The 26,186-nt window shown below is 72.5% G+C and carries 27 protein-coding genes and 1 pseudogene; 13 read left to right on the top strand and 15 right to left on the bottom strand.

Translation table 11 applies throughout. From position 1 onward, the window contains the following. The 3 genes from GT045_RS33865 to GT045_RS33855 all read right to left on the bottom strand — a co-directional run. Window positions 1–749: DUF2637 domain-containing protein (locus GT045_RS33865; RefSeq protein ID WP_161336523.1), on the bottom strand; the 749-nt coding region annotated here is incomplete at its 3' end. Window positions 750–841: 92 nt separating this feature from the next. Continuing rightward, a complete protein-coding gene (locus GT045_RS33860) occupies window positions 842–1,792 on the bottom strand; it encodes a DUF3558 domain-containing protein (protein WP_202515275.1) in 951 nt (316 codons plus the stop codon). Between the two features lie 126 nt (window positions 1,793–1,918). Beyond that, window positions 1,919–2,836 carry a DUF3558 domain-containing protein gene (locus GT045_RS33855; protein WP_161336522.1) on the bottom strand — a complete coding sequence of 306 codons (918 nt, stop codon included), beginning with the start codon at window positions 2,834–2,836 and terminating at the stop codon, window positions 1,919–1,921. A gap of 215 nt (window positions 2,837–3,051) precedes the next feature. Here GT045_RS33855 and GT045_RS33850 point away from each other — a divergent pair, with 215 nt between their 5' ends. Continuing rightward, window positions 3,052–4,245: an RtcB family protein gene (locus GT045_RS33850; RefSeq protein ID WP_161336521.1), complete on the top strand. Its 1,194-nt coding sequence runs from the start codon at window positions 3,052–3,054 to the stop codon at window positions 4,243–4,245. A gap of 24 nt (window positions 4,246–4,269) precedes the next feature. On the opposite strand, the gene GT045_RS33845 is transcribed toward GT045_RS33850, so the two are convergent. The 4 genes from GT045_RS33845 to GT045_RS33835 form a co-directional block, all read right to left on the bottom strand. Then, the gene (locus tag GT045_RS33845) at window positions 4,270–4,866 is read right to left on the bottom strand and encodes a TetR/AcrR family transcriptional regulator (protein WP_161288553.1); all 597 of its coding nucleotides are present in this window, start codon (window positions 4,864–4,866) and stop codon (window positions 4,270–4,272) included. Window positions 4,867–4,959: 93 nt separating this feature from the next. Further along, complete coding sequence (locus tag GT045_RS39220) at window positions 4,960–5,109, bottom strand: hypothetical protein (protein WP_202515282.1); 150 nt, start codon at window positions 5,107–5,109, stop codon at window positions 4,960–4,962. After that, window positions 5,106–5,882: an SDR family NAD(P)-dependent oxidoreductase gene (locus GT045_RS33840; RefSeq protein ID WP_161288555.1), complete on the bottom strand. Its 777-nt coding sequence runs from the start codon at window positions 5,880–5,882 to the stop codon at window positions 5,106–5,108. The genes GT045_RS39220 and GT045_RS33840 overlap by 4 nt, the downstream gene beginning before the upstream one ends. Window positions 5,883–5,932: 50 nt before the next feature. Next, window positions 5,933–6,271 (bottom strand): YnfA family protein, encoded by a 339-nt coding sequence (locus GT045_RS33835; RefSeq protein WP_161336520.1) that lies wholly within the window; start codon window positions 6,269–6,271, stop codon window positions 5,933–5,935. 237 nt (window positions 6,272–6,508) lie between these two features. Here GT045_RS33835 and GT045_RS33830 point away from each other — a divergent pair, with 237 nt between their 5' ends. Further along, the gene (locus GT045_RS33830) at window positions 6,509–6,880 is read left to right on the top strand and encodes a hypothetical protein (RefSeq protein WP_345942834.1); all 372 of its coding nucleotides are present in this window, start codon (window positions 6,509–6,511) and stop codon (window positions 6,878–6,880) included. A gap of 234 nt (window positions 6,881–7,114) precedes the next feature. Here the strand turns inward: GT045_RS33830 and GT045_RS40215 are convergent, their stop codons facing one another. Then, window positions 7,115–7,342 carry a hypothetical protein gene (locus tag GT045_RS40215; protein WP_237539077.1) on the bottom strand — a complete coding sequence of 76 codons (228 nt, stop codon included), beginning with the start codon at window positions 7,340–7,342 and terminating at the stop codon, window positions 7,115–7,117. A 190-nt stretch (window positions 7,343–7,532) separates the two neighbouring features. Here GT045_RS40215 and GT045_RS33820 point away from each other — a divergent pair, with 190 nt between their 5' ends. The 4 genes from GT045_RS33820 to GT045_RS33805 all read left to right on the top strand — a co-directional run bounded on the left by GT045_RS33820 (window position 7,533) and on the right by GT045_RS33805 (window position 11,506). Further along, a complete protein-coding gene (locus tag GT045_RS33820) occupies window positions 7,533–8,621 on the top strand; it encodes an LLM class flavin-dependent oxidoreductase (RefSeq protein WP_161288559.1) in 1,089 nt (362 codons plus the stop codon). Beyond that, entirely contained in the window at window positions 8,618–9,214 is a 597-nt protein-coding gene (locus tag GT045_RS33815; protein ID WP_161336519.1) for an FMN reductase, read from the top strand. Before GT045_RS33820 ends, GT045_RS33815 begins: the two co-directional genes overlap by 4 nt. A gap of 132 nt (window positions 9,215–9,346) precedes the next feature. Continuing rightward, window positions 9,347–10,069, top strand: a complete 723-nt coding sequence (locus GT045_RS33810) for a response regulator transcription factor (protein ID WP_161288563.1) — start codon at window positions 9,347–9,349, stop codon at window positions 10,067–10,069. After that, the gene (locus GT045_RS33805; RefSeq protein WP_161288565.1) at window positions 10,070–11,506 is read left to right on the top strand and encodes an ATP-binding protein; all 1,437 of its coding nucleotides are present in this window, start codon (window positions 10,070–10,072) and stop codon (window positions 11,504–11,506) included. Between the two features lie 101 nt (window positions 11,507–11,607). Here the strand turns inward: GT045_RS33805 and GT045_RS33800 are convergent, their stop codons facing one another. The 3 genes from GT045_RS33800 to GT045_RS33790 all read right to left on the bottom strand — a co-directional run bounded on the left by GT045_RS33800 (window position 11,608) and on the right by GT045_RS33790 (window position 15,694). Continuing rightward, window positions 11,608–13,395, bottom strand: coding sequence for a phosphatidylglycerol lysyltransferase domain-containing protein (locus GT045_RS33800; RefSeq protein WP_237539076.1), 1,788 nt, complete (start codon window positions 13,393–13,395; stop codon window positions 11,608–11,610). Between the two features lie 370 nt (window positions 13,396–13,765). Beyond that, window positions 13,766–14,044: a hypothetical protein gene (locus GT045_RS33795; RefSeq protein WP_161288569.1), complete on the bottom strand. Its 279-nt coding sequence runs from the start codon at window positions 14,042–14,044 to the stop codon at window positions 13,766–13,768. A gap of 237 nt (window positions 14,045–14,281) precedes the next feature. Then, the gene (locus GT045_RS33790) at window positions 14,282–15,694 is read right to left on the bottom strand and encodes an MFS transporter (protein ID WP_161336518.1); all 1,413 of its coding nucleotides are present in this window, start codon (window positions 15,692–15,694) and stop codon (window positions 14,282–14,284) included. Between the two features lie 204 nt (window positions 15,695–15,898). On the opposite strand from GT045_RS33790, the gene GT045_RS33785 reads away from it, so the two are divergent. Beyond that, the gene (locus GT045_RS33785) at window positions 15,899–16,783 is read left to right on the top strand and encodes a helix-turn-helix transcriptional regulator (RefSeq protein WP_161336517.1); all 885 of its coding nucleotides are present in this window, start codon (window positions 15,899–15,901) and stop codon (window positions 16,781–16,783) included. A gap of 149 nt (window positions 16,784–16,932) precedes the next feature. Here GT045_RS33785 and GT045_RS33780 read toward each other — a convergent pair whose 3' ends face one another. Beyond that, a complete protein-coding gene (locus GT045_RS33780; RefSeq protein WP_161336516.1) occupies window positions 16,933–17,823 on the bottom strand; it encodes a LysR family transcriptional regulator in 891 nt (296 codons plus the stop codon). 78 nt (window positions 17,824–17,901) lie between these two features. Between GT045_RS33780 and GT045_RS33775 the strand changes: the two genes are divergently transcribed. Together GT045_RS33775 and GT045_RS33770 are read left to right on the top strand one after the other, a co-directional pair. After that, on the top strand, window positions 17,902–18,837 hold the full coding sequence (locus GT045_RS33775) for an EamA family transporter (protein ID WP_161336515.1): 936 nt from the start codon (window positions 17,902–17,904) through the stop codon (window positions 18,835–18,837). A 167-nt stretch (window positions 18,838–19,004) separates the two neighbouring features. Then, window positions 19,005–19,652 carry an NAD(P)H-binding protein gene (locus GT045_RS33770; protein ID WP_161336514.1) on the top strand — a complete coding sequence of 216 codons (648 nt, stop codon included), beginning with the start codon at window positions 19,005–19,007 and terminating at the stop codon, window positions 19,650–19,652. Between the two features lie 393 nt (window positions 19,653–20,045). Here the strand turns inward: GT045_RS33770 and GT045_RS33765 are convergent, their stop codons facing one another. Further along, window positions 20,046–20,459, bottom strand: coding sequence for a hypothetical protein (locus GT045_RS33765; protein WP_161295802.1), 414 nt, complete (start codon window positions 20,457–20,459; stop codon window positions 20,046–20,048). Further along, on the bottom strand, window positions 20,459–20,875 hold the full coding sequence (locus GT045_RS33760; RefSeq protein ID WP_202529260.1) for a hypothetical protein: 417 nt from the start codon (window positions 20,873–20,875) through the stop codon (window positions 20,459–20,461). The genes GT045_RS33765 and GT045_RS33760 overlap by 1 nt, the downstream gene beginning before the upstream one ends. Window positions 20,876–20,994: 119 nt before the next feature. Between GT045_RS33760 and GT045_RS33755 the strand changes: the two genes are divergently transcribed. Next, complete coding sequence (locus GT045_RS33755; protein ID WP_161336513.1) at window positions 20,995–22,038, top strand: hypothetical protein; 1,044 nt, start codon at window positions 20,995–20,997, stop codon at window positions 22,036–22,038. Beyond that, window positions 22,035–22,724 carry a YdcF family protein gene (locus tag GT045_RS33750; protein WP_161295798.1) on the top strand — a complete coding sequence of 230 codons (690 nt, stop codon included), beginning with the start codon at window positions 22,035–22,037 and terminating at the stop codon, window positions 22,722–22,724. The genes GT045_RS33755 and GT045_RS33750 overlap by 4 nt, the downstream gene beginning before the upstream one ends. Before the next feature lie 471 nt (window positions 22,725–23,195). On the opposite strand, the gene GT045_RS33745 is transcribed toward GT045_RS33750, so the two are convergent. Next, the gene (locus GT045_RS33745) at window positions 23,196–23,633 is read right to left on the bottom strand and encodes a hypothetical protein (RefSeq protein ID WP_003974483.1); all 438 of its coding nucleotides are present in this window, start codon (window positions 23,631–23,633) and stop codon (window positions 23,196–23,198) included. A gap of 506 nt (window positions 23,634–24,139) precedes the next feature. Here GT045_RS33745 and hemL point away from each other — a divergent pair. Together hemL and GT045_RS33735 are read left to right on the top strand one after the other, a co-directional pair. Next, window positions 24,140–25,464 (top strand): annotated as a pseudogene (hemL, locus tag GT045_RS33740) (glutamate-1-semialdehyde 2,1-aminomutase). After that, on the top strand, window positions 25,464–26,159 hold the full coding sequence (locus tag GT045_RS33735; protein WP_161336512.1) for a histidine phosphatase family protein: 696 nt from the start codon (window positions 25,464–25,466) through the stop codon (window positions 26,157–26,159). The pseudogene hemL and the gene GT045_RS33735 overlap by 1 nt, the downstream one beginning before the upstream one ends. The last annotated feature ends 27 nt before the right edge of the window (window positions 26,160–26,186 follow it).

Genomic DNA, 26,186 nt, shown 5'->3' with positions numbered 1-26,186 from the left:
GCCCCGGCGTCGGCCGCCACGAGCTGCGGCTGCCGGGGCGCCGGGGGCAGCAGCGCCGGGTCGATGCCCGCCGCCGCCAGGCCCGCCGGGGCGGTCTCCGCCAGCGGGACGCCGTACCTCGCCAGCCTCAGCGGCATCAGCGACTCCACCGGGGCCTTGCGGCGCCAGGCCCGGCCGAAGCGGCTCTGCAGCCTCGCCTGGTAGACGAGACGTTCCTGCTCCATCTTGATGACCTGCTCGTAGGAGCGCAGCTCCCACAGCTTCATACGGCGCCACAGCAGGAACGTGGGGACCGGCGAGAGGAGCCAGCGGGTGAGGCGGACCCCCTCCATGTGCTTGTCGGCCGTGATGTCGGCTATCCGGCCGATCGCGTGGCGGGCCGCCTCCACCGCCACGACGAAGAGCACCGGGATCACCGCGTGCATGCCCACGCCCAGCGGGTCCGGCCAGGCGGCGGCGCCGTTGAAGGCGATCGTCGCCGCCGTCAGCAGCCACGCCGTCTGGCGCAGGAGCGGGAAGGGGATGCGGATCCAGGTCAGCAGCAGATCAAGTGCGAGAAGGACACAGATACCGGCGTCGATACCCACCGGGAACACATACGAGAAGTTCCCGAAGCCCTTCTTGATGGCCAGCTCTCGGACAGCCGCGTACGAACCGGCGAAGCCGATGCCGGCGATGATCAGCGCGCCGGACACGACCACGCCGATGAGCACGCGGTGCATCCGTGTCAGCTGCAGTGGCGCGGCCACTCGTACTCCCCTCCCATTGCGTGTTGTTGCGCGCAACAGGGTGGCACACGTGTGCGGCGAACGCGCTGCCGGTCAGCCGCACGGCCTTCCGGTCAGCTCTTGCGCACGGCCGACTTGGCCGGAGATGCGCCGGAGGAGCCCGACTTGGCCGGTGCCTTGGCGGCCGTCTTCGTCGCCGGCGTCGACGCCGGCCCGGAGGGCGACTTCGACGAGGACTTCGACGGGGACTTCGACGCGGAAGGGGAACCCTGCGACGGCGAAGTACCTCCGCCGTCCTGGCCGTTGGCCGACGAGACCGCCGCCACGGCCTCCTTCAGCGCCTTCTGCGCGTCCTTCGCCATGTCGTCGGCGTCGGGCGTCTCCTCGCCCGCGAGACCGGCGCCGTTGTAGTCCACGGTGACCACGACGTTCTCCACCCGGGCCACGACCGTCTGCTGCTTGAAGAGCCCTTCCTTCTTCTTCAGGTCGTAGCGCACCGTCGTCGCCTCCGAGCCCGTCCCGGACAGCGGCACGACCCTGGCGTTCTTGGCGCCCTCCACCGACTGGGCGTCCTTGACCTGCTGGGAGTAGTACGTGTGCGCCTGATCGTCGCCGGCGCCCCGGGCGGTGTCCGAGTCGAAGCGGAGCAGCGAGACGTTCAGCCAGCGGAACTGCGAACCCTTGACACCGTTGTTGTCCAGGCTGTTCCAGGCGCAGGAGGCGCGTGCCGACGGATCGTCCGAGCTGCCCTTCTTGCCCGACTTCGAACCCTCCGGGACCAGATCGTCCAGGGTCTTCTTCGTCAGTGCCGAGCACGGCTCGGGAAGCTTCCGGTAGGCGGCGGGCCGCACGGTCGGGGACGCGCTCGCCGAGGGCTGCGAAGTGCCGCTCGCGGACTGCTGCGTGCTCTCCTCGCCGGACGGGGCCTTGGAGTCGCCGGAGTCCGAGGAGCAGGCGGCGGTGATCAGGACGGCGGGAACGGCTGCCGCGCAGACAAGGGCGCGGCGCAGGCGCTTGACTCGCTGGGCATGGGCACGGTCGTCTCGCTGGGCTGCTCGCTGCATGGTTCCTTCACTCGTGACGCTCGGTGTTCGTGCGGGTTCCTGCGGGGCCACCGTACGCGGTGAAGGAGCTGTGCGGCTTCGGTTCGGGCGCTTCGCGGGCGGGGGCCGGCGCGGGCGGCGAGGCCGTCAGCCGCCCAGTGCGTCGGCCAGTTGAGAGGCCAGTTTGCGGGCCCTGTCCTGCATTTCCTCGCTGTCCGGGACCGTTCCGGTGGCCGTCGGCTGCTCCTCGTACTGGAGGGTGACGACGACGTTGGACGTGCGGAACACCACAGTCACCGTCCGCTGTTCGGCCGTCGAACCGGACGTGTCCAGCTGGTCGTCCAGGTACGCCTCGTCGCCGAGGTCGGCGAGCGTGCGGGGCTGGAGTTCGGCGGACGGCGCGCCGGAGCCGGTGTCGGCGGAGCCTGAGGCCCCCGAGGGCGCGCTGGATCCGGAAGGCGCCGAGGATCCGGAGGGCGACCCCGAAGGGTCCGCGGGAGCGGACGACTTCGACGACGGAGCCGACGCGGACGAGGCGGCGGCCCCGCCGCCGGAGCCCTTAGCGGACGACGTCGGCGTCGGGGACGGGGGCGGTGCCGAGGAGCCGCTCGGCGCCGGCAGGTCGGCGGCCGTCTGCTTCTCCAGGTACAGCTTCTGCGCCTGGTCGTCGTCGCTGACCGTGTTGTCGTACGACACCACGCGCTCGAAGTCGACGGACAGGTGGTCCGTGGCGTCCGCCGACTCGACCTTCCAGTGGCAGCCGACCTTGCGGTCCGTGTCGTAGGTGAGCGTGGCCTCGCCCTGGTAGGCGTGGTCCCGCTGGGCCGGGTCGGCGATCTGCTGGATGCCGGGCAGCAGCGAGTCCAGGGCGTTGTGGCCGACGGCGCCGCAGGGCTCGGGGAGTGTGCGGTACTTGCCGGGCTGGGCGGCGACCGTGGCCGTGCCGGCGCCGCCGGGGCCCGAGTCGTCCGGGTTGGCGCCGTCGTCCTGGGTGCCGCTCGTGCAGCCGGCCAGCAGCGCCGCGAGGAGGGCGGCGGTGCCGGTTACGTACGCCTTCCGCTGCACGGTCGGGCTCCTCTCGACGGTCTGTGCTCGCTCGGTGCTCCAGTGTCCCCGCCGGTTAATCGCTTGCCGCGGCGGGGCGCCCCCTGGAGACAATGTGTATCGCACGCACTGCCGTGGACGCCGGTCCCCTGTCCTTTTTCATCGACCTTGGCGTGGCTTTTGCGTTTTGCTGCCTATAAGCCTTTTGTTGTTGCTTTCGGGGGAACGAGGAAGACATGTCGTACGTGGAGATGCCGGGCGCCAAGGTCCCGATCCGTATGTGGGCGGACCCGGCGACGGTCGAGGACGTGGCTCTGCGCCAGCTCCAGAACGTGGCGACCCTGCCGTGGATCAAGGGTCTGGCCGTGATGCCGGACGTGCACTACGGCAAGGGCGCGACGGTCGGTTCGGTCATCGCCATGCAGGGCGCCGTGTGCCCGGCCGCGGTGGGCGTGGACATCGGCTGCGGAATGTCGGCGGTCAGGACGTCGCTGACCGCGAACGACCTCCCGGGGGACCTGTCCCGCCTGCGCTCGAAGATCGAGCAGGCCATTCCGGTGGGGCGGGGGATGCATGACGACCCCGTCGATCCGGGCGGCTTCCACGGGCTGGCCACCGCGGGGTGGGAGGACTTCCGGGGGCGGTTCGACGGCATCGCCGACGCGGTCAAGTTCCGTCAGGAACGCGCCTGGAAGCAGATGGGGACGCTCGGCAGCGGTAACCACTTCGTGGAGGTGTGCACCGACACGGACGGTTCCGTCTGGCTGATGCTCCACTCCGGTAGCCGGAACATCGGCAAGGAACTCGCCGAGCACCACATCGGTGTGGCGCAGAAGCTCCCGCACAACCAGGGACTGGTCGACCGCGACCTCGCCGTCTTCGTGTCGGACACCCCGCAGATGGCGGCGTACCGCAACGACCTGTTCTGGGCGCAGGAGTACGCCAGGTACAACCGCACGCTCATGATGGCGCTCCTGAAGGACGTGGTCCGTAAGGAGTTCAAGAAGGCGAAGCCCGTCTTCGAGCCGGAGATCTCCTGCCACCACAACTACGTGGCGGAGGAGCGGTACGAGGGGATGGACCTGCTCGTGACCCGCAAGGGCGCGATCCGGGCCGGCTCCGGGGACTACGGGATCATCCCGGGCTCGATGGGCACGGGTTCGTACATCGTGAAGGGCCTCGGCAACGAGCGGTCCTTCAACTCGGCCTCGCACGGCGCGGGCCGGCGGATGAGCCGGAACGCGGCCAAGCGGCGCTTCACGACCAAGGACCTGGAGGAGCAGACGCGGGGCGTGGAGTGCCGTAAGGACTCCGGCGTCGTGGACGAGATCCCGGGCGCCTACAAGTCGATCGACCAGGTCATCGACCAGCAGCGGGACCTGGTGCAGGTCGTGGCGAAGCTCAGGCAGGTCGTCTGCGTCAAGGGCTAGGCGCCGCCCGCTCCGGCTTCGCGGTCACCCGTCCGCGGGCTGGAGCGAGTCCAGCCAGTGCAGCAGGCGGGCGCCCTCACGGCTCATGACGTCCGGGTCGCGCAGGGCGTTGGCCAGCAGGGACATGCCCTGGTAGGCGGAGACCAGGGTGAGGGCGAGATCGTCGGGGGCGGGCAGGCGCAGCGCGCGGAACTGCTCGGCCGCCCAGTCCAGCAGGTGGCGGATCACCGCCCCCGCCTCCCCCTCCAGCGTGCCGTCCGCGCGCTTGCCGAGTTCGACGGCCAGGGTGCCGGTGGGGCAGCCGTGGCGGGCGGCGGTCTCACGCTGGGCGATCCATTCCTCGACCAGGCCCTTGAGGCGGGCACGCGGGCCGGGCAGCCGGTCGAGACGGCCGGTGAGCCCGTCCAGGTGGGCGCGGTGCTCCGTCAGCGCGGCCCGGACCAGCTCGTCCTTCGTCCTGAAGTGGTAGTAGACGTTCCCGACCGGGACGTCCGCCTCCCGCGCGATGTCGGCGAGCGTGGTCCGTTCCGTCCCCTGCGCGTGCAGGACCCGGGCCGCCGCGGCGGTGAGCCGGCGGCGCTTCTGGGACGCCCGCGCCCGCCGGTCCCCTGAGTTCGTCACCTGGCCGACTATAGAAGCGGCGCGGGGGCCGCCCGCTCCCCGGCCCGTGCGGTGATGCGCCCCCCGCAGCGCCGGCGCCGCCGCACCGGGACGCTACTTCGCGTGCCGTACCGCGTAGATCATGACGAACGCCAGGAAGTGGATGCCGAAGAGGAAGTAGGCGAGGAAGTACCAGACCTGCCGTTCGTCCTTCGTCTCCTGGGCCAGGCGGCGCTTCTCCCGGGAGCCCTCGTCGGCCGTCACGACTCGCGGTGCACCTTGGTGTTGGATGCCTGGGCGCGCGGGCGCAGGACCAGGAGGTCGACGTTGACGTGACTGGGGCGGGTCACCGCCCAGGTGATGGTCTCGGCGACGTCGTCCGCGGTGAGGGGCTCGGCGACGCCCTGGTACACCTTCTCGGCCTTCTCCGCGTCCCCGCCGAAGCGGTTCAGCGCGAACCCCTCGGTCTTGACCATGCCGGGGGCGATCTCGACGACCCGGACCGGCCGGCCCACGATCTCCAGGCGGAGGGTCTCGGCGAGGACGTGGGCGCCGTGCTTGGCGGCCACGTAGCCGGCGCCGCCCTCGTAGGTGGCGAGGCCGGCGGTGGAGGAGACGACCACGACCACGCCGTCACCGCTCGCCTCCAGCTTCGGGAGCAGGGCCTGCGTGAGGTTCAGGGTGCCGATGACGTTCGTCTCGTACATCGCGCGCCAGTCCGCCGGGTCGCCGGTGGCCACCGGGTCCGCGCCGAGGGCACCGCCCGCGTTGTTGACCAGGACACCGATCGTCTTGAAGGCCGAGGCGAACTCGTCGACGGCCGCGCGGTCGGTCACGTCCAGCTGGTAGGCGACCGCCGAGTGGCCGGCCTTGGTCAGCTCCTCGGCCAGGGCCTCGATGCGGTCCTTGCGGCGGGCGGTGAGGACGACGCGGTGACCGGCCGCGGCGAGCTGCCGGGCCGTGGCGGCGCCGATGCCGCTGCTCGCGCCGGTGACGACGGCGATGCGGGCGGCGGCGGACGGGACGGCGGTGGCCATGGCTGCTCCTGGGACTGCGACGGGACCGTTTCGTCCAGCGTAAGTGAGCCTCAGCCGCCGTTCCGTGGCGCCCACATGATCACGGCCATCCCGGCGAGGCAGATCAGCGCCCCGGTGATGTCCCAGCGGTCGGGCCGGTAGCCGTCGGCGACCGCGCCCCACAGGATCGAGCCGGCGACGAAGATCCCGCCGTAGGCGGCGAGGATGCGGCCGAAGTGGGCGTCCGGCTGGAAGGTGGCGACGAAGCCGTACGCCCCGAGGGCGAGGACGCCCCCGGTGATCCACAGCCAGCCCCGGTGGTCCCTGACGCCCTGCCACACCAGCCAGGCGCCGCCGATCTCGAACAGCGCGGCGACGACGAACAGGGCGGCGGAACGGAGGATCGGCATGGGGGCAGCTTCGCACGCGGCCGCGGGTCCGCCGGGCGGCGGCCGGCCCCGCGCTCTGTCACCTGTTGGAGGGCGCCTGCCGGGCGGCGCGCGTGGCATACATCGGTACGGCAGCGGGAGCGCGAGCGGGAAGTGGTGAGGGCCGTGCGGATGCGGACGTGGGTGTTGTCCGGGGTGTGTGCCGGTGCCGTGCTGGCGCCGGGGTCCGCGGTGGCCGTGCCGGCTCCGGAGGCCGACGTGACCCTGCACGGGACCGCCGTGCTGGACGGGGACCGGGTGCAGGTGCGGCTGACCCCGCGCAACGAGGGGCCCGCGGCCGTCGCGGACGCCACGGTCCGGCTGCGCTGGTCGGTGCCGCTGGCCGACGGGCAGGAGCTGCCCGCCCGGTGCGTCCGGGAGGACGAGCGGGCGGTGCTGTGCGGGACCGGGGCGCTGGCCGTGGACGCGGTGGGGGAGCAGCTGCGGCTGCCGGTACGGCTGCGGGAGCGGGCGCCGGAGGTGACGCTGGAGATCGACACGGTGTGGAGCGCGGGCGTGCTGGACAAGGACCGGTCGAACGACCGGATGGCGGTGCTCGTCCTGGCCACGGGCGACCCGTACGCCTTCTGACCGCGACCGCGGTGACCTGGGGCAGGGCGCGGCCCTCGGACGGCACACGGCTTCCGGGCGGGGCGTGACTGCGGGCGGGGCGCGGCTCCCGGGCAGGGCGGGACTCCGGGCAGGGTGGGGCGTGACTGCGGGCGGGGCGCGGCTCCCGGGCGGGGCGGGGCTCCGAAAAGGGCGTGACCCCGGGCGGGGTGCGGCCCCCGTGCGGGGTGCGGCGTCCGGGTACGGCGGGAGGCGTCAGTCGGTGGGGTGCGTGTCGTAGCGTTCGCGGGCCGCCCGGACCTCGTCGAAGTGCGTCTCCGCCCAGGTCTTCACGGCGGTGAGCTGGAGGGCGGGCTGCGGGGGCGGCTTGTGCCGCTGCCGTAGCCGGCCGGTGGGAGTGGCAGGGGCCGCCGTCGCGGGTGGCCGGGGGCGGCGGCGTGGGCGGCCGGAGTCGCTGCCGCAAGGGGCGGGAGGCGCTGTCACAAGGGGCGGGAAGCGGTGCTGCAAGGGGCGGGAAGCGGTGCTGCCAGGGGGTGGGAAGCCGTGCTGCCAGGGGGTGGGAAGCCGTGCTGCGGGGGTCGGGGCCGCTGCCGTGAGGGGCCGGAATACCTGAGGTGGGGTGACCGTTGGAGGGGTATAGTTGAACGGTCAACAACCTGGAGGGTGAGCGACCATGCAGTTCGGGATCTTCACGGTCGGCGACGTCACGCCGGACCCCACCACGGGGCGTACTCCGACCGAGCGCGAGCGGATCAAGGCCATGGTCGCCATCGCGCTCAAGGCCGAGGAGGTCGGCCTGGACGTCTTCGCGACCGGCGAGCACCACAACCCGCCGTTCGTGCCGTCGTCCCCGACCACCATGCTCGGCTACATAGCGGCGCGTACGGAGAACCTGGTCCTCTCCACCTCCACCACCCTGATCACCACCAACGACCCGGTGAAGATCGCGGAGGACTACGCGATGCTCCAGCACCTGGCCGACGGGCGCGTGGACCTGATGATGGGCCGCGGCAACACCGGGCCGGTCTACCCCTGGTTCGGCAAGGACATCCGGGACGGGATCGACCTCGCCATCGAGAACTACGCCCTGCTGCGCCGCCTGTGGCGCGAGGACGTCGTCGACTGGGAGGGCAAGTTCCGCACACCGCTGCAGGGGTTCACCTCGACGCCCCGCCCGCTGGACGGCGTAGCGCCGTTCGTCTGGCACGGCTCCATCCGCTCGCCGGAGATCGCCGAGCAGGCCGCCTACTACGGCGACGGGTTCTTCCACAACAACATCTTCTGGCCCGCCGACCACACCAGGCGGATGGTGGAGTTCTACCGGAAGCGGTACGCCCACTACGGGCACGGCACACCCGAGCAGGCGATCGTCGGACTCGGCGGCCAGGTGTTCATGCGGAAGAACTCGCAGGACGCGGTACGGGAGTTCCGGCCGTACTTCGACAACGCGCCGGTCTACGGCCACGGGCCCTCGCTGGAGGACTTCACCGAGCAGACCCCGCTGACCGTGGGATCCCCGCAGCAGGTGATCGAGCGGACGCTGTCCTTCCGTGAGTACGCCGGCGACTACCAGCGCCAGCTGTTCCTGATGGACCACGCGGGCCTGCCGCTGAAGACCGTGCTGGAGCAGCTCGACATGCTCGGCGAGGAGGTCGTGCCGGTGCTGCGCGAGGAGTTCGCGAAGGGGCGCCCGGCCGGGGTGCCGGAGGCGCCGACCCACCGGACGCTGCTCACCGCCGCAGAGAAGGAGACCGTCGCATGAAGCTCGTCGTCGTCTCGGCGGGACTGAGCGTCCCGTCCTCCACCCGGCTGCTGGCCGACCGGCTGGCCGCCGCCGTGGACCGGCACACGCCGGTGGCCGTGCAGGTGGTCGAGCTGCGCGACCTCGCCGTGGAGATCGCGCACACCTTCACCAACGGCTTCCCGGGCAAGGCCCTGGCCGCCGCGCAGGACGCGGTGGCGGGGGCCGACGGGCTGATCGTCGTCACGCCGGTGTTCAGTGCCTCGTACAGCGGGCTGTTCAAGTCCTTCTTCGACGTGCTGGACCGGGAGGCACTCGCGGGCAAGCCGGTGCTGATCGCCGCGACCGGCGGTACGGCGCGCCACTCGCTGGTGCTGGAGCACGCCCTGCGCCCGCTGTTCGCCCATCTCCGGGCCGTGGTCGTACCGACGGGCGTGTACGCGGCCTCCGAGGACTGGGGCGCCGAGGGGCTGCCCGAGCGGATCGAGCGGGCGGCGGGGGAACTGGCCCGGCTGATGACCGGGGTGTCCGCGGCGAAGGCGGACACCCCGGACGGCTTCCAGGTCGTACCGTTCGGGCGCCGGCTGGCGGAACTCAGCCCGTCCGGCGCCTGAGGCCGGGGCCCGGCGTCAGCCCGTCCGGCGCCTGAGGCCGGGGCCCCGGCGGACGGTGAGAGCCCGGTAAAAAGGGTGATCGCGGGGCCATCGGCCCGGCCGGACCGCCGGTGGCCTTGGCAGACTGGAGGCGTGCCCCAGACTGTGCTGCTCGCCGAAGACGACCGTGCCATCCGCCATGCCCTGGAGCGTGCCCTGTCGCTGGAGGGGTACGAGGTGACGGCGGTCGCGGACGGCGTGGAAGCACTGGCGCAGGCCCACCGCAACCCGCCGGACGTCCTCGTCCTGGACGTGATGATGCCGGGCATCGACGGCCTGCAGGTCTGCCGGGTCCTGCGCGCCGAGGGCGACCGCACCCCCATCCTCATGCTCACCGCCCTGGTGGAGACCGCCGACCGCATCGCGGGCCTGGACGCCGGTGCCGACGACTACGTGGTCAAGCCGTTCGACGTGGAGGAGGTCTTCGCCCGGCTGCGCGCGCTGCTGCGCCGCACCGGCACGGCCCCCCTCACCGGCGGCCCCGAGGAGCCCGTCCGGGAGGCGCAGGTCTCCGACCGGCAGCTGGAGGCCGCCGGCATCCGCATGGACCTCCAGGCCCGCCGGGCCTGGCGCCGCCGGCGCGAGCTGGAACTGACCCGTACCGAGTTCGAGCTGCTGGAACTGCTGGTGCGCAACGCGGGCATCGTGCTCGACCACTCCACCATCTACGACCGCATCTGGGGCTACGACTTCGGACCGGGCTCCAAGAACCTCGCCGTCTACGTCGGCTACCTGCGCCGCAAACTGGTCGAACCCGGCGCCCCGCAGCTGATCCACACCGTGCGGGGCGTGGGTTACGTGCTGCGGGAGGACTGAGTGGCCCGCCGCTGGTGGCTGCCGGACGGGCCCCGGCCGAAGCTGGTCTCCCTGCGCACCACCTTCGCGGTCTCGTTCGCCGCCGTCACCGCGGCCGTCACGATCCTCGTCGGCATCCTGTCGTACAACTCCGCCGCGCGGCTCGTCCGCGTCGACCAGCAGTCGGTGTTCACCCAGGTCGTGCAGGACGTACGGGACGAGGTACGGCAGCACGCCATGGGACCCGAGGACTTCTCCTCCTCCCGCCCCGGGCACGACCTGGTCCGCCCGGCCCGCACCGACGTCCAGGTGCTCGGCGCCCACGGCCAGATCGTGGACCACGGCAGCCCGGTGCTGCCCGTGACCGCCCAGGACAAGGGCGTGGCGGTCGCCCGCCCGGCCGGGCAGGTCGTCCAGCACAAGGACGTCCGGGTGGACGAGGACCTGTTCCGCATCGCCACCGTCTCGCTCGGCGAGGGGCGGGGCGCGGTCCAGGTGGCGCAGGAGTTCAGCGACACCGAGGACCTGCTGCGGGCGCTCCAGCAGCGGACACTGATCCTGATGGCGGCGGTCGTGGTGGCGGCCGGGCTGTTCGGCTGGTGGCTGGCCCGGCGGATCACCCGGCGCCTGGTGGTCCTCACCTCCGCCGCCGAGGACGTCGCCCGTACCCGGCGGCTGGGCATCCAGGTCCCGGTGGCCGGCCTCGACGAGGTGGGACGGCTCGGGCGCGCCTTCGACCGGATGCTGGGGCGGCTCGCGCAGTCGGAGGAGGACCAGCGCAGGCTGGTGCAGGACGCCGGCCATGAACTGCGCACACCGCTGACGTCCCTGCGCACCAACATCTCCCTGCTGCGCCGGATCGACGAACTGCCGCCCGCCACCCGGGAGGAACTGGTCGCCGACCTCTCCCAGGAAGCCCGGGAACTGACGGACCTGGTCAACGAGCTGGTCGACCTCGCCGCCGGGCAGTCCGACGCCGAGCCGCCGCAGCGGGTGGACCTCGCCGACCTCGCCGAGGACGTCGTCGGGCTGGCCCGGCGCCGTACCGGCCGGGACGTGGTGTTGCGCGCGAGCGGTGACACGACGACCGACGGACGGCCCGGGATGCTCCAGCGGGCCATCTCCAACCTGGTGGAGAACGCGGCCAAGTTCGACCCGGGCGGCACGGCGCCGATCGAGATCGACGTCACCGGGCCGGCCCGGCCGGGCGCGGTGCGGGTGGAGGTGCTGGACCGGGGGCCGGGGATCGCCGAGGGCGACCTCGTCCGTATCTTCGACCGCTTCTACCGCGCCGCCGACGCCCGCTCCCAGCCCGGCTCGGGCCTCGGGCTGTCCATCGTGCGCGAGGTCGCGATGGCCCACGGCGGAGCACCGTTCGCCTTCCGGCGCGAGGGCGGCGGGGCGGTCATCGGGTTCACGGTCGGGGGCGGTATGGCCGGAGCCGACACCTCCGGCTGACGGGTCGTACGGCGTGGGGGGCGGGAGGAGTGCGTCCTCCCGCCCGGGGCGCTGGGCGCGTTCGTCCGCCCGGCCCGCCGACCGCTCCCGGACCCCGGGACCTACGAGCGGCCGGGCAGCGTGAGGAAGCCCTCCGCGCGGGCGCTCGCCAGACCGATCCTCGGGATGTCGCTGCTCTTGGCGAACAGCAGGAACCGCGGCTCCCACACCGGGCGGTACTTGGCGTTGGCCCGGTACAGCGACTCGATCTGCCACCAGCGGGAGAAGAAGGTGAGGGTCGAGCGCCACACGCGCAGGACGGGCCCGGCGCCGAGACGGGCACCGCGTTCGAAGACCGAGCGGAACATCGCGAAGTTGAGGGAGACCCGCTCGATGCCCAGCCCCTCGGCCCGGAGCAGGAGTTCGACCACCATGTACTCCATCAGGCCGTTCTCGCAGGAGCGGTCGCGGCGCATCAGGTCCAGGGAGAGGCCGCGCTCGCCCCAGGGCACGAAGCTGAGCAGGGCGCGCGGCTCACCGTCGGCGTCCCGGCACTCCAGCATCACGCAGCGGCCGTCGGCGGGGTCGCCGAGGCGGCCGAGCGCCATGGAGAAACCGCGTTCGGCGGCGCCGTCGCGCCAGTGCTCCGCGCGGTCCACCAGGACGGCCATCTCCTCGGCGGGGATGTCCTCGTGGCGGCGGATGCGGACGGTGTAGCCGGCCCGCCGGACCCGGTTGTGGGCCTGGCGGACCACGCGCATGGCGCGGCCGTCGAGGGTGAAGTCGGCGAGGTCCACGATCGCCTCGTCACCGAGTTCGAGCGCGTCCAGGCCGTGCCGGGCGTAGACCGTGCCGGCTTCCTCGCCCGCCCCCATGACGGCCGGCGTCCAGGCGTGCCGGCGGGCCTCGGCGAGCCAGGCGTCGATGGCGCCGGGCCAGGCCTCGAGGTCGCCGAGCGGGTCACCGGAGGCGAGGCTGACCCCGCCGACGACCCGGTAGGCGATGGCCGCCTTGCCGCTCGGGGAGAAGATGACGGACTTGTCGCGGCGCAGGGCGAAGTAGCCGAGGGAGTCGCGTTCGCCGTGGCGGTCCAGCAGGGCCCGCAGCCGGGTCTCGTCCTCCGGCGCCAGCAGGCGCGCACCGCGCGGGGCGCGGAAGCAGGCGTACAGGACGAGCAGGAACGTGGCGGCCATCAGGACGTTGATGACCATGTCGGTCCAGCGGGGCGCCCGCACGGCGGCGACGTGGTCGGCGAGCGGGCCGACGCTGATGCCGCGCAGCAGGGTGTACGCGATCTCGTCCTTCAGGGCGGCGCCGGCCACCTGGTTCGTCGCGTGCGCCAGCAGGGTGCCGAGGCCGCCGCTGACGAGGGTGCCGCCCACACCGACGGCGAGCGCCAGGCGGGGGTTGGAGCGGTCGCCGATGGCGTCGAACTCGCGCCGGCCGATCAGCAGGGCGGCGACGAACAGTCCGGTCAGGGCGGCGGAGACCCAGTTGGAGGCGTGCCCGCGGTAGGCGGCGTGGGTCAGGGCGACGGCGTACAGGCCGAGGAGGGAACCGGCGAGGAGCAGGTTGAACAGCCAGGCGGCCCGCTTGCGGCGGCGCATCACCACCGCGAGGAACAGGGCGAGGGCCGCCGAGCCGAGGCCTGCGGTCGCCAGGTACGGGGTGAAGTACTCGCCCGCGTTGTGCTCGTGCACCTCCTCACGGAAGGGGAGGGACATGACCGCCGCGATGTTCAGCACGGCCAGCAGGCGCAGGTACCAGACGGTCGCCGTGGCGGCGCGGGCGCGCAGCCGGTCGCCGCCGGGGGAGCTGCGGAACGGGGCGGGAAGGAAGCGGACGGCACGGCGGGGACCGCGGGGAGCGGGGACCCGCGGCGAGGTCAGGGTCGTCTGTGGTGCGGGCATGAGGAGTGGTCACCCTCGGGGACGGGGACGGGGCAGCGCGGACCCTACGGTCTGTAGGGGAGCGGATGCGCGGGCGTACGGGGATTCGTACAGCCGGCGCACAGGGTCTCATTGTCGACGATCAGCGAAGTACCGGCCGCCACCTCCCGCCGTTCACACACCGCGGCAGCCACATCACGCCGTTCACACACACCACGGCCGCCACCGCCCGCCGCTCGCTGCACCGCGGCCGCCACCGCGCACCGCTCGCTGCACTGCGGCCGGTCGCCGTCGCCTCTCGCGCGCCGCGGCCGGTCGCCGTCGGCTCACGCGCGCCGCGGCCGGTCGCCGTCGCCTCTCGCGCGCCGTGCCCGGTCGCCGTCGCCCGTGCTCAGCCGCCTCCGGCGCCGGTGCGCCGGGCCGCCGCGAGCATCCAGGCCAGGTTGCCCAGGGCCGCTCCCGCGGCCACCGTGGCGACGATCACCCCGCCGGTCGCCAGGCCGTCGCTGAACAGGTGCGGGCGCCGGTCGAGGCTGTGCAGCCCGAAGCCGCACAGCTCGTACACGCCGACGGCGGCGATGACCGTGCTGACGACCAGGACGGTCAGCGTCGGCGCGAGACTGCGCGCACAGACCTCCATGCCCGGTTCCGTCTCCGTGATGTCCTGCATGCGTCCCCCGTTGAACAGGCTTGTGAACAGCCCGGTAGGGGCTGGCGGTTGGGAACCTACAATACGTAGGGTCGGCCGGGTTCCACGCCGTACGCGGCGCACCGGCGGCCGGTGTGGCCGGTGCGGCGGGCATCCCGGCCTCCTCGGGGCGCCCGTCATGGCCCTCACGGGTGACGACGTGGTGCGGGCGTTCGAGGAGGCGCGGCCGGCTCTCCCGCGGCGGGACCGGCCGGCCGGTCACCGGGTCCTTTCCCGCAGGAACACCGCGCCGCCCAGGGTGCCCAGGAGCACGAGGGCCGCGTTCAGCGCTATCGCGGTCTTCAGGCCGCCGAGGACGGCCAGGGTGCCCGTACCGCTCATGGCGGCGGTGGCGACGGCGCTCATCACCGGCGTGCCCAGGGTGATGCCGATCTGCTGGGTCATGGTCGCGAGACCGGTGGCCAGACCCTGTTCGCCGTCGGCGAGACCGGACGTGGCGGTCACCATGAAGCCGACGATGACCAGCATGTTGCCCACACCGCCCGCGAAGGTCGCGGCCAGCAGCAGCCAGAGCGAGGAACGGTCGGCGCCGAGCCCGAGCAGGGCCGCCGTGAACGCCGCCTGGACGAGCCCGCCCGCCGTCAGCGCCCGGGTGGCGCCGACCCGGCCGATCAGCCGCGGGGCGAGGGTGCCGCCGACGACGGTCCCCGCGCCCAGGACGCCGAACGACAGACCGGCGGCCAGCGGGGAGAAGCCGAGCACCTCCTGGAGGTAGAGGGTCAGCACGAAGACCAGGGACGTCTCGGTGAGGAACGCGATCAGACCGGCGGCGTTGCCCCAGGCCACCGACCGCCTGCCGAGCACGCTCGGCGGCACCAGCGGGGCGGCCGCCCGGCGCTCGACGGCCGCGAACAGCAGCAGCAGCGCCGCGCCGGCCGCCAGCGGCACCAGCGTGGCCGGCGCCCCCCAGCCGCGCTCACCCGCCCGGGTCAGGCCGAGGACGACGGCGAGCAGCCCGAGGGTGACGGTGACGGCTCCCGGCACGTCCGGCTTCGGCCGCTCCGCGGGGCGGGACTCGGCGATGACCGCCGGTGCGACGAGCAGCACGGCGAGTGCCACCGGGACGTTGACGAAGAAGGCCCAGCGCCAGGACAGCAGGTCCGTCAGCAGGCCGCCGAGGACCGCGCCCGTGGTGAAACCGGCCGACATCAGCGCCCCGTTGAGGCCGAGCGCCCGCTCCCGCGACGGGCCCTCCGGGAAGGACGTCGTCAGCAGTGACAGTCCGGCCGGGGTCACCGCGGCGGTGGCCAGCCCCTGGAACACCCGGGCCGCGACGAGCACCTCCGGACTCTGCGCCAGCCCGCCCGCGAGCGACGCCGCCCCGAGGACGGCGAGACCGCCGAGGAACAGCCGGCGGCGGCCGAAGAGATCGGCGATCCGCCCGAACAGCAGGGTGAAACCGGCCGCGCACAGGGCGAACGCCGTGCCGATCCACTGCAGACGGCCGAGCGGGAAGCCCAGCCCCGTGCCGATCACCGGCAGGGCCACGTTCAGGATGGAGAAGTCCACGGCCAGCATGAACTGGGCCGCGAGCAGCAGCACCAGTACCAGGCGCAGCCGGGGGGTCAGGGCGGCGGACGTGCCGGCCGGTTGTGACGCTACGACGGACATGACGAGGCGGTCCCCTCTGGGTGGACGGAGCGTGAGCGGCGAAGTCGCCGGTCACGACACTGGTCCGGCCGCGCCGCCCCGGCCAGCACCCCCGTGCGACCGGCCGGCGCGAGGGTGGTCATCGCACGACCACCTTCGGGGATCCCCTTCCCACGGCCCGGCGGGCAGGATGGACCACGACCGCGCTACCACCCGGAGGCAGACATGGACGCCCCGTCCGAGCTGGGACAGTTCCTGAAGTCCCGCCGTGCCGCGGTACGGCCGCAGGACGTCGGCCTCACGACCGCGCCGGAGCGTCGCCGGGTGGCCGGGCTGCGCCGGGAGGAACTGGCCCTGCTCGCGGGCGTCAGCATCACCCACTACACCCGTCTCGAACAGGGCCGCGCGGCCGGAGTCTCCGACTCCGTGCTGGACGCCGTCGCCCGGACCCTGCGGCTCACCGAGGACGAGACCGCACACCTCAAGGACCTGGCCCGCCCCGCCCTCCGGCGCCGCCCGGCCGCACCCCGCGCCGAGCACGCGAGCGCGTCGGCCCGTCAGCTGCTCGCGGCCATGACGGACGTGCCCGCGCTCATCCTCGACCGGCGGGGCGACGTCCTCGCCTGGAACCGGCTCGGCCACGCGCTGCTCGCCGGGCACCTGCCCCTGGAGGGGCCGCAGTCGCCCGCGGCGCGGCCCAACCTGGTCCGGATGCTGTTCCTGGACGAGCGGTACCGGGAGCGGTACGCCGACCGGGAGGAGGAGGCGCACCTCGCGGTCGCCTCGCTGCGGCTGGTCGCCGGCCGGCATCCGGAGGACCGGGCGCTGGCCGAGCTGATCGGCCTGCTGTGCATGCGGAGCGAGGAGTTCACCGCGCTCTGGGCCCGGCACCCTGTCCGCACCTGCGTATCGGGGCGCAAGTCCCTGCACCATCCGGCGGTCGGACCACTGGAGCTGAGCTTCGAGAACCTCACCCTGCCGGGTTCCGCGGGCCAGCGCCTCATCACCTACACGGCCGAGCCCGGCAGCCCGTCGGACGCGGCCCTGCGTCTGCTGGCGAGCACGGCCGCGCCCACCCTCCCGGACCGCCTGCCGCTCCCGCGTGGCTGACCTGACGGGTGGGGCCGTATGAGTCTTCCTCGGACGGCCTGCCGCTTCCGCGGCTGACCTGATCGGTGCGCCCGCATCGGCCTTCCCCGGACCGCCTGCCGCTCCCGCGTGGCCCTGTGGGGGAGGCATACCGGCTCGTCGGCGGGCGGCTACTCCCGCGGCCGTACCCCGAGGACGTCGAGCATGGCCCGGGTGGCGGGGCTGGGGTTGAAGCGGCTCCACGCCAGGTGTTCGACGCGGTGCGGGCCGTCCACCACCGGGACCAGCGCCAGCCCGGGATCCCCGGCGGCCAGCGGCCGGATGAACGCGCTGGGCAGCAGGGCGATGCCGAGGCCGCGGCCGACCAGCCGGGTGATCAGCTCGACCACTCCGGCCTCGTAGGCGACGTCACGGGCCAGCCCCGCCGCGGCGAACGCCTGGTCCGACTGGGCCCGGGCAGGCGTCCCGGCCACGAAGTCGACGAACGTCTCCCCGGCGATCTCCCGCAGCGTCACCCGGGAGGCTCCGGCCAGCCGGTGCCCGGCCGGCACGGCCAGCACATGCTCGTCGTGGTCGAGCGCCACACTTTCCACGCCGGAGGGCCGCTCGCCCTCCGGCAGCCCCAGGAAGGCGATGTCCAGGTCGCCGTCACGGATCGCCGCCGTCAGTTCGTCGCTGCGCCCGGACCGGAGCATCACGCGGACCTCCGGATGCCGGGCGTGGTACCGCTGCAACACCTCCGGCACGTCCACGGCCGCGGCGGTCACGATCACACCGACGGCGAGCCGGCCGCGCACCACCCCGGCCGCCGCGGACGCGTCGGCCACCGCACGGTCGGCGGCGGCCAGACACTCGCGCGCGGCCGCCACGAACGCCTCCCCGGCGCTGGTCGGTTCGACCCGACGGCTGGACCGCGCGAACAACCGCACCCCCAACTCCCGCTCCAGGGGCGCGATCCGATGACTGAGCGAGGACTGCACCACCGAACAGCGCTCGGCGGCACGGGTGAAGTTACGGGTCTCGGCGACGGCGACGACGTACCGCATCTGCTGAAGATCCACATATGCATGTTCTCTGTTCATAGCTGCGATGACAACCATGCTTTGGCTTCATGGCTTGCGCGGCCCGAGACTTCCCACATGCCTCCCGACGTCCCTCCCCTCCGGACCCGTCACGCACCGGCCCCGCCGCGGACCCCGTCCGCACGGCGGGCCGCCACGGTCGCGCTCACCGCGCTCGCCCCGGCCGCGTGGGGCACGACGTACGCCGTCACCACGGAACTCCTCCCGCCCGGCCACCCGCTGTTCGCCGCCCTCGTGCGCGCCCTGCCCGCCGGGCTGCTCGGCCTGGCGCTCACCCGCGTACTCCCGCACGGGCACTGGTGGTGGAAGACCGCGGTCCTCGGCGCGCTCAACATCGGCGCTCTGTTCCCGCTGCTGTTCCTGGCGGCCGAGCGGCTCCCCGGCGGTGTCGCGGCCACCCTGGGCGCCACCCAGCCGCTGCTGGTCGCGGCCCTGGCCATCCCGGTACTGCGGGACAAGCCGACCGCTCGGCGGTGGACGTGGGGTGTGCTCGGCGTGGCAGGCGTCGGTCTGGTCGTGCTCGGCCCGAGGGCCCGCCTGGACGCGGTCGGCGTCCTGGCCGGCCTCGGCGGTACGGCGGCCATGGCCGCCGGTGTCGTCCTCACCAAGCGCTGGGGCCGCCCGGCGGGCGCGGGCCCCCTGACCCTGGCCGCCTGGCAGCTCACGGCCGGCGGACTGCTGCTGCTCCCGACGGCCCTGGCCGTCGAGGGGCCGCCGCACCGGATCGACGCCGGCGCGGCGGGCGGGTACCTGTGGCTCGGCAGCATGGGCGGTCTGATCGCCTACACGCTCTGGTTCCGCGGCATCGCCGACCTACCGGTCGGCGCCTCGGCCCCCCTCGTACTCCTCTCCCCGCTGGTCGCCACCGTCATCGGCACGGCGATGGGCGAATCCCTCACCCTGCCCCAGGCGCTCGGCTTCGTCCTGGCGCTGGCGGCGATGCTGGCGGCGCAGGTGCAACCACCGAAGACCACGAAGAAGGAACGGACATGACACAGGCGAACGCGACACGGACACACCCGACCCAGCCGACCCCGCCCCAGCCGGACCCGCCCCAGCCGGACCCGGCACCCGCCGACGGGACGCGGACGGGCATGAACGGGTCGGGCGAGCAGGGGACGCGGACGGGAATGAACCGGTCGGGCCGGCAGGAGGCAGGCATGAGGATCGCGGTGCTCGGCGCCACCGGAATGGTCGGCAGCCGGGTGGTCACCGAGGCCGCGGCACGCGGACACCGGGTCGTGGCCATGTCCCGCAGGGCGCCGGGCGGGAACCCGGGCGTGACCGCGGTCCCGGTGGACGCGAGCGATTCCGAGGCCGTGCGCGAGGCGTTGTCGGCGGCCGCGGCGGAGGCGGTCGTACTCGCCGTGCGGACCGAGCCGGTGGACGAGGACTTCCTGCTCGGCGTCACCCGGGCCGTCCTGGACACCGCCGCCGGCCTCGGCATCCGCGTCCTGGTGGTGGGCGGGGCCGGTGCCCTGCGCAGCCCGGGCACGCCCGGCCTGCTGGTGGCGGACGACCCCGCCCACGTCCCCTCGTGGCTGCGGCCGGTCGCCGCGGCGGGAGTGGCACAGCTGCGGACCTGCCGGGACCATCCCCACCCCGACTGGGTCTACCTGAGCCCCCCGGCCCACCTCGAACCCGGCCCGCGCACCGCCCGCTACCGCCGCGGCACGGACACCCTGCTCACGGCGGCCGACGGCCGCTCATGGGTCAGCGCGGAGGACCTGGCGGTCGCGGCCCTGGACGAACTGGAGAACCCGGGCGACGACCGGCACATCACGGTGGTCCACACCGAAGGGGAGTGACCCGCGGCCCCGGCCACCCGCCCGACACACACACGGGCGGCCGGGCCGGCCATCGGCGGACACGGGGGTGGTGAGGTGGCGGTGAACCAGGCCGACACGGGGAACGCCGACGGGTCCCCCCTCAGAACCCCTGCCTCAGGGCCACACCAGGCAGTACGGCTGATGCCCCGCCTCATGCAGCCGGTGGCTGAAGTCCTGCCACTCGTGCGGCGAATGGGAGCGGCGGGGCGCTGACCTGGGCTTTCTTGGCTAAATGTGGTTCGGTGAAGTCGATACCGGGCAGTGAGGTCTCGCCACAGACCGCGCACTTCATCGCGCACGTGGTGGGCTCGGCGTCGGGCTCCCGGTCGGGCTGGAGGGTCCGCTCCTTGTGACAGCTGATCGCGCGGCTGGTCATCGAACCGTCTCCAGGGCGGTGGTGACGTATGGGTGCTGGAGTGCGGCACGGAGGGCGTGGGCGTCGGTAAGGGTGTCGTCGTCGGGCAGCTCGCACCAGCCGCCGAACCAGTCGTCGATCCGTTCCATTCCTGGCGCGACGAGCCATGAGTTGGTGGTGAGATGCCGGACTGGTAAGTCGCTCCAACTTCCGGCGGTACCGGTGTCGATGGCGTAGTAGAGGCGTTCGTTGGGCCCGTCGTACAGCACCGGGCCGATTGTCGTGCCCGTGGCCCGCAGGTGGGCCAGGGCCAGGAAGCCGACCGCTGCGGGGGTACGTACGAGGTCCCAGCCGTCACCGACCTGGAGCAGGCGGAGTCCGGGCACGTCGTTGACCATGGGTGCGCTGCGCAGCGCTTCACGGACGGACATCACGTATCTCCTTGGCGCCGGAGGCCGGGGCTCACACCGAACCGAGGCGCACGTTCCGGCGTCGGCCTGTCGGGGCGAATCATGATCAGACGGGTGTTTGTTGCTGTTATCTGACGCTGCCGCTCGGATACGACGCGCTTTGGGCCGAGGTGGCTGAGGGCAGGGACTACGGCGCCATACGTATCGGGCAATCCGAGCGCGTCCAGGAGGCCGGCGAAGGCGGGAGAGCGGACGGCCACGGTCGCCTCGCGGTCGGTGAACACGCCGCACAGAGTCAGCTCATGCAGTCGGCAGTACTCGGTGAGGCAGTCGACGAGCGCCGAGTGGCGGGCCGGCCCGCCGGTGACATGACGCAGGTAGCCGAAGACCTGGGGGCAGGCGACGGAGCGGCGTTCGGTGATGAGGTCGTCGTCCATGCCCACAGCGTCGGCCGTCGTGAACGGCTCCGAAATGACCTGCTGTTGTACTTCCGTTGCACTTCCCACCCCACGTCGTCACCGACAGTGCTTCCATACGTGACGGAGGGAGGTCATCCGTGGTCAGCGTGCAGCAATGGACAGGCCGGGAGGCGAGCGCCCTGCGCGCCGCGCTGCGTATGAGCACGCGCGCCTTCGCCGAGCACCTCGGTGTCGCGCTGCGCACGGTCGCCAAGTGGGAGAGCCTCGGCATCGCAACCCAGCCCCGCCCGGATACCCAGGCCATCCTCGACACGGCACTGGCCCGCGCGAACCCCGCTGCTCAGGCCAGGTTCGAGGCACTGGTCTCCCCCGACAGGAAGAGCGCGCGGCCGGCGGACCACGAGACCTGGACCGAGGACATCGAGCGGGCTGTGGTCTGTGTCAACCGCCAGAACTTCCCCTTCGCCACCTCGCTGTTGAACCGCTGGCTGACGCGACACGACCCGTATGACCTCGATGACAAGGGTCTCTATCTCTACGGCCGTTCTCTCGTGCTTCTCGGCGACCTGCAACGGGACCAGGGTGCGATCCTGGGCCCGCTCGCCGCCCGGCACTCCTACGTGACTGCTCGCGGCATGTTCACCGAGCTCGCCATCCCGCGCCGAGTGGCCCAGATCGAGCTCTCTCTCGCTGTTGTCCAGGAGATGTCCGGCGAGCTGGAAGCCTCCGCCCGCCAGTACGACCTCCTCGCCGGGGACGAGCGCTTGAGCCTCCGCGACCGAGCCAGGGCTCGGCTCTGGGTGGGCACGGCCCTGAGCAAGGAGGGCAACAACGAGTACGCCACCAATGTGATGACGGCTGCCACTCGTGCGTTCGAGGACCTGGGCGAGCCGGAGGACTGGTCGGTCGCCCACCAGAAGCTGGCCCTGGCCCATCGCGGCGCAGGCGACCTCAAGCAGGCCCTGCACTACATCGACATCGCGCGCACCACCGGCACGGTCGACTCCCCGATGCAGCGGGTGCGGCAGGACACCGCCTACGGGCACATCCTTCTGTCGGACGCGGCGACCCGGAATGATGGGCTGTTCGTCCTCGATCAGGCGGCGCAGGTGGCCCAGCAGTACGGGCTGAGCCACCAGCTGCGCAGCATCGAGGGCATCCGAAGAGGCCAGCAGGGATGAGTCAGGGAGTGCAAGTGCCGCAGCGCGAGCAGCGCCAGATCACCGACGAGCAGTTCCACGACGCGACGCTGATCTGGAACTACCACCAGATGGGCCACGAGCAGCGGCCCTGCTCGGCGGCGATCGGCCTGGGCAGCCACGACCTGGGCGTGGCCGCCACAGCCGCCGACCTCTACCGTGCGGGCCTCTTCCCGGTCGTGGTCTTCAGCGGCGGCAACAGCCCCACCACCCGCGCCCGCTTCCCGCGCGGCGAGGCCGTCCACTATCGCGAGCACGCCCTGAGCCTGGGTGTTCCGGACGAAGCGATCCTGGTCGAGTCGAAGGCGGCCAACACCGGCCAGAACATCACCTTCTCCCGTGAGCTGCTGGCCGAGGCCCGCATCGCGGTCGAGTCGCTGCTGCTGATCTCCAAGCCGTACATGGAGCGCCGTTCGTACGCGACCTGCCGCAAGCTGTGGCCCGAGACAGAGGTCGTCTGTGCCTCAGAGCCGCTGGAACTGGACGACTACATCAAGTCCATCGGCGACGAGAAGCTCGTCGTCGACATGCTTGTCGGCGACCTGCAACGGGTGATCGAGTACCCGAAGCTCGGTTTCGCCGTCGAGCAGCACGTACCGGGGGATGTGTATGACGCGTACGAGCGCCTCCTGGGTGCCGGCTTCGACAGCCGCCTCATCAGCGCCTGAGCCACCCCATGTCAGCTCGTCGGGCGGGGGTGTGTGCGATCCACCAGCCGAATCCGTCCCCACGGCTGTCCACGTTGGCGAGACTCTTCGCCGCCGACCGGGGGATCGTCCTGACCGACGTGCAGTTCGCCCGGCGCGATTTCCAGCACCGCGCCCGATTGGCCAGGCGTCGCGAAAACATCGACGATCGCCCTGCTCACTTTCCACACCCCTGTGGATGCGGATGACCCGCTCTGGCAGTGGAGCCGATGGACCAGCAGCCTCTGGGCCCTGAGCAAGATCGGGCCCGGGACGCTGGTGAACCGACTGGCCGCCCGACCAGGAGCCGCGTTTCCTTGAGTCGGCAGGAGGAGTCCAGGGCACGTCACCACCCCCAGCAAAACCAATGTGCCCTGGCCGCCTGACGGCCCCTCCCCGGCACGCAAAAGGGCGAGGCCCGAAGACCCCGCCCGCCCCTCACGAAACCCCAGCTCAGGGCCAAACCAAGCAATAAGGCTGGTGCCCCGCCTCATGCAGCCGGTGGCTGAAGTCCTGCCACTCGTGCAGCAGCTGGTACACGTTGAACGCGTCGCGTGGGCCGCCCCGGTCCGGGACCGTCGACCAGATGAACGCCGCCGCGCCGACCGCTTCCTCGCCGATGCCGCGCAGGGGGTCGACCACCGTCATGGGGAGCTTGACGACCGCGTAGTCGGGATGCAGGACGACCAGTTCGAGGGGCGGCACCTTGTGCAGGGGGACACCCTCGATGCCGGTCAGCACCATCGCGGCCATCGTCTCCGGCTTGATCTTGGTGAACATGCCGTTCATGCCCAGCTCGTCACCGCCGAGTTCCTCGGGGCGCATCGAGATGGGAACACGGGCCGCGGTCGCGCCGTCCGGCGCGCCGAAGTACTTGTACGTCACCCCCACCCGACCACCGTTCCCGCTCCCCGCCCGGAGGCGGTCGGCGCGCAGCCCCTGTGCCTCGCGTGCGTCAGCCTGATGCGTGTCTCTCTGCCGTGCTTCGGTCGTCTCCTCCGCGTCGCGCCGGTGCCTTCCCCGCCGGGCACGACGAGGACCCAGGTCATCGGTCCCCTCGCCCAGTCCGCCACCGCGATGCATATCTCCACCCGACTGCTTTTCTAGGACGCGTGGCCCCCGCCGCGCAACCCGATCATCGTGTCAGTGACCTCCCCCACGGCCGCCCGCCGAAACGTGCGGTGGAACAACAGTCCACGAGGATCTTCCGGCCCCTGATCATCCGGTCCTGATGATTACGTGCGTATGGGCTCTGTGTATCAGCTCTCAGTCTCGCAGATGCCCGGCGGATGCCGACGCTTCGATCTCGAGGTGGTCCGCGGTCCGCCCCGGGCGCGGCCTACCCTGAGGAGGTCACCCCGCAACCGGAGTCCGAGAAGCCGGAGAAGCCGCACGTCATGAGTGCCACGAGCGAAACGCCCTATCCCTACGACGCGCCCGTCTCACAGGCGCTCTTCGACCGCGCCTCCGTCGTCACGCCGGGCGGAGTGAACTCCCCGGTGCGCGCCTTCCGCGCCGTCGGCGGCACCCCCCGGTTCATGGTGTCCGGCAAGGGGGCCTACCTCACCGACGCCGACGGGCGCGAGTACGTCGACCTGGTCTGCTCCTGGGGGCCCATGATCCTCGGGCACTCCCACCCCGAGGTCATCGCCGCCGTCCAGGAGGCCGTCGCCCGCGGCACGTCCTTCGGCACGCCCGGCGAGGGCGAGGTGGAACTCGCCGAGGAGATCGTCGCCCGGTCGGGCCCGTGGAGCAGGTGCGGCTCGTCAGCAGCGGCACCGAGGCCACCATGTCCGCCATCCGCCTCGCCCGCGGGTTCACCCGGCGCTCCAAGGTGATCAAGTTCGCCGGGTGCTACCACGGCCATGTCGACTCGCTGCTCGCCTCGGCGGGCTCGGGCGTGGCCACGTTCGCGCTGCCCGACACCCCCGGTGTCACCGGCGCCCAGGCCGGCGACACCATCGTGCTGCCGTACAACGACCTCGAGGCGGTGCACGAGGCGTTCCACCGGCACCCCGGTGAGATCGCCTGCGTGATCACCGAGGCGTCGCCCGGCAACATGGGCGTCGTACCGCCGGACCCGGGGTTCAACCAGGGCCTGAAGGACGCCTGCGGCAAGAACGGCGCCCTCTTCATCTCCGACGAGGTCATGACCGGCTTCCGCACCAGCCGCGCCGGCTGGTACGGCGTGGACGGTGTCAGGCCCGACCTCATGACCTTCGGCAAGGTCATGGGCGGCGGCTTCCCCGCCGCCGCGTTCGGCGGGCGGGCCGACGTCATGGCCCACCTCGCCCCCGCCGGGCCGGTGTACCAGGCCGGCACCCTCTCCGGTAACCCGGTCGCCACCGCCGCGGGCCTCGCCCAGCTGCGCCTGCTCGACGACGCCGCCTACGACAAGGTCGACGCCGTCTCGGAGCAGATCCGGACGCTGGTCGGCGAGGCGCTGTCCAAGGAGGGCGTCGCGCACCGGCTGCAGACGGCGTCCAACATGTTCTCCGTGTTCTTCACGGACCGGCAGGTGCGCGACTACGAGGACGCCAAGCGGCAGGAGTCGTACCGCTTCACCGCGTTCTTCCACTCGCTGCTGGCGAACGGCGTCTACCTGCCGCCGTCGTCCTTCGAGTCCTGGTTCGTGTCCACGGCCCATGACGAACGGGCCATCCAGAAGATCGCCGACGCCCTTCCGGCGGCGGCCCGGGCGGCTGCGGAGGCCACTGCCTGATGAGCGACACCAAGGACATCACCGTCGTCCACCTCATGCGGCACGGCGAGGTCGAGAACCCGGACGGAGTGCTGTACGGGCGGCTGCCCGGCTACCACCTGTCGGACCTGGGCCGGCAGATGGCGGAGCGGGTCGCCGAGCACCTCGCCCCGCGGGACGTGACCTACGTCTGCGCCTCCCCGCTGGAGCGGGCACAGGAGACGGCCACCCCGATCGCCAAGGCGCACGGGCTGGACCTCGACACCGACGAGCGGCTGATCGAGGCCGAGAACGTCTTCCAGGGCAAGACGTTCGGCGTCGGGGACGGCGCGCTGCGCAACCCGGACAACTGGAAGCACCTCGTCAACCCGTTCCGGCCGTCCTGGGGCGAGCCGTACGTGGACCAGGTGGTGCGGATGATGGGCGCGCTGAACGCGGCCCGGGACCGGGCGCGCGGGCACGAGGCGGTGCTGGTCAGCCACCAGCTGCCGGTCTGGATCGTGCGGTCGTACGTCGAGCGGCGCCGGCTGTGGCACGACCCGCGCAAGCGGCAGTGCACCCTCGCCTCCCTGACGACTTTCACGTACCAGGGCGACAAGATCGTGTCCGTGGGCTACAGCGAGCCCGCCATCGACCTCGTCCCGGCCCATCTGCGCGCCGGTGCCAAGCCCCAGAAGGGCAAGGGCACGGCCCAGGGGAAGGCGTTCGGGGCCTGACCGGTCACCGGCGGTCCGTTTGAGGTG

Source organism: Streptomyces sp. SID486 (genome assembly GCF_009865385.1).
Taxonomy (GTDB): domain Bacteria; phylum Actinomycetota; class Actinomycetes; order Streptomycetales; family Streptomycetaceae; genus Streptomyces.
This window is presented reverse-complemented; position numbering and strand designations above follow the sequence as displayed.

Excerpts from the sequence above, each read along its gene's own strand:
- GT045_RS33795 (WP_161288569.1), bottom strand. The coding sequence starts at position 14,044 with ATGCAGGACATCACGGAGACGGAACCGGGCATGGAGGTCTGTGCGCGC.
- GT045_RS33850 (WP_161336521.1), top strand. The coding sequence starts at position 3,052 with ATGTCGTACGTGGAGATGCCGGGCGCCAAGGTCCCGATCCGTATGTGG.
- GT045_RS33835 (WP_161336520.1), bottom strand. The coding sequence starts at position 6,271 with ATGCCGATCCTCCGTTCCGCCGCCCTGTTCGTCGTCGCCGCGCTGTTC.
- GT045_RS33750 (WP_161295798.1), top strand. The coding sequence starts at position 22,035 with ATGAGTCAGGGAGTGCAAGTGCCGCAGCGCGAGCAGCGCCAGATCACC.
- GT045_RS33840 (WP_161288555.1), bottom strand. The coding sequence starts at position 5,882 with ATGGCCACCGCCGTCCCGTCCGCCGCCGCCCGCATCGCCGTCGTCACC.
- GT045_RS33820 (WP_161288559.1), top strand. The coding sequence starts at position 7,533 with ATGCAGTTCGGGATCTTCACGGTCGGCGACGTCACGCCGGACCCCACC.
- GT045_RS33765 (WP_161295802.1), bottom strand. The coding sequence starts at position 20,459 with ATGTCCGTCCGTGAAGCGCTGCGCAGCGCACCCATGGTCAACGACGTG.
- GT045_RS33735 (WP_161336512.1), top strand. The coding sequence starts at position 25,464 with ATGAGCGACACCAAGGACATCACCGTCGTCCACCTCATGCGGCACGGC.
- GT045_RS33770 (WP_161336514.1), top strand. The coding sequence starts at position 19,005 with ATGAGGATCGCGGTGCTCGGCGCCACCGGAATGGTCGGCAGCCGGGTG.
- GT045_RS33760 (WP_202529260.1), bottom strand. The coding sequence starts at position 20,875 with ATGGACGACGACCTCATCACCGAACGCCGCTCCGTCGCCTGCCCCCAG.
- GT045_RS33815 (WP_161336519.1), top strand. The coding sequence starts at position 8,618 with ATGAAGCTCGTCGTCGTCTCGGCGGGACTGAGCGTCCCGTCCTCCACC.
- GT045_RS33785 (WP_161336517.1), top strand. The coding sequence starts at position 15,899 with ATGGACGCCCCGTCCGAGCTGGGACAGTTCCTGAAGTCCCGCCGTGCC.
- GT045_RS33790 (WP_161336518.1), bottom strand. The coding sequence starts at position 15,694 with ATGTCCGTCGTAGCGTCACAACCGGCCGGCACGTCCGCCGCCCTGACC.
- GT045_RS33800 (WP_237539076.1), bottom strand. The coding sequence starts at position 13,395 with ATGCCCGCACCACAGACGACCCTGACCTCGCCGCGGGTCCCCGCTCCC.
- GT045_RS33775 (WP_161336515.1), top strand. The coding sequence starts at position 17,902 with ATGCCTCCCGACGTCCCTCCCCTCCGGACCCGTCACGCACCGGCCCCG.
- GT045_RS33860 (WP_202515275.1), bottom strand. The coding sequence starts at position 1,792 with ATGCAGCGAGCAGCCCAGCGAGACGACCGTGCCCATGCCCAGCGAGTC.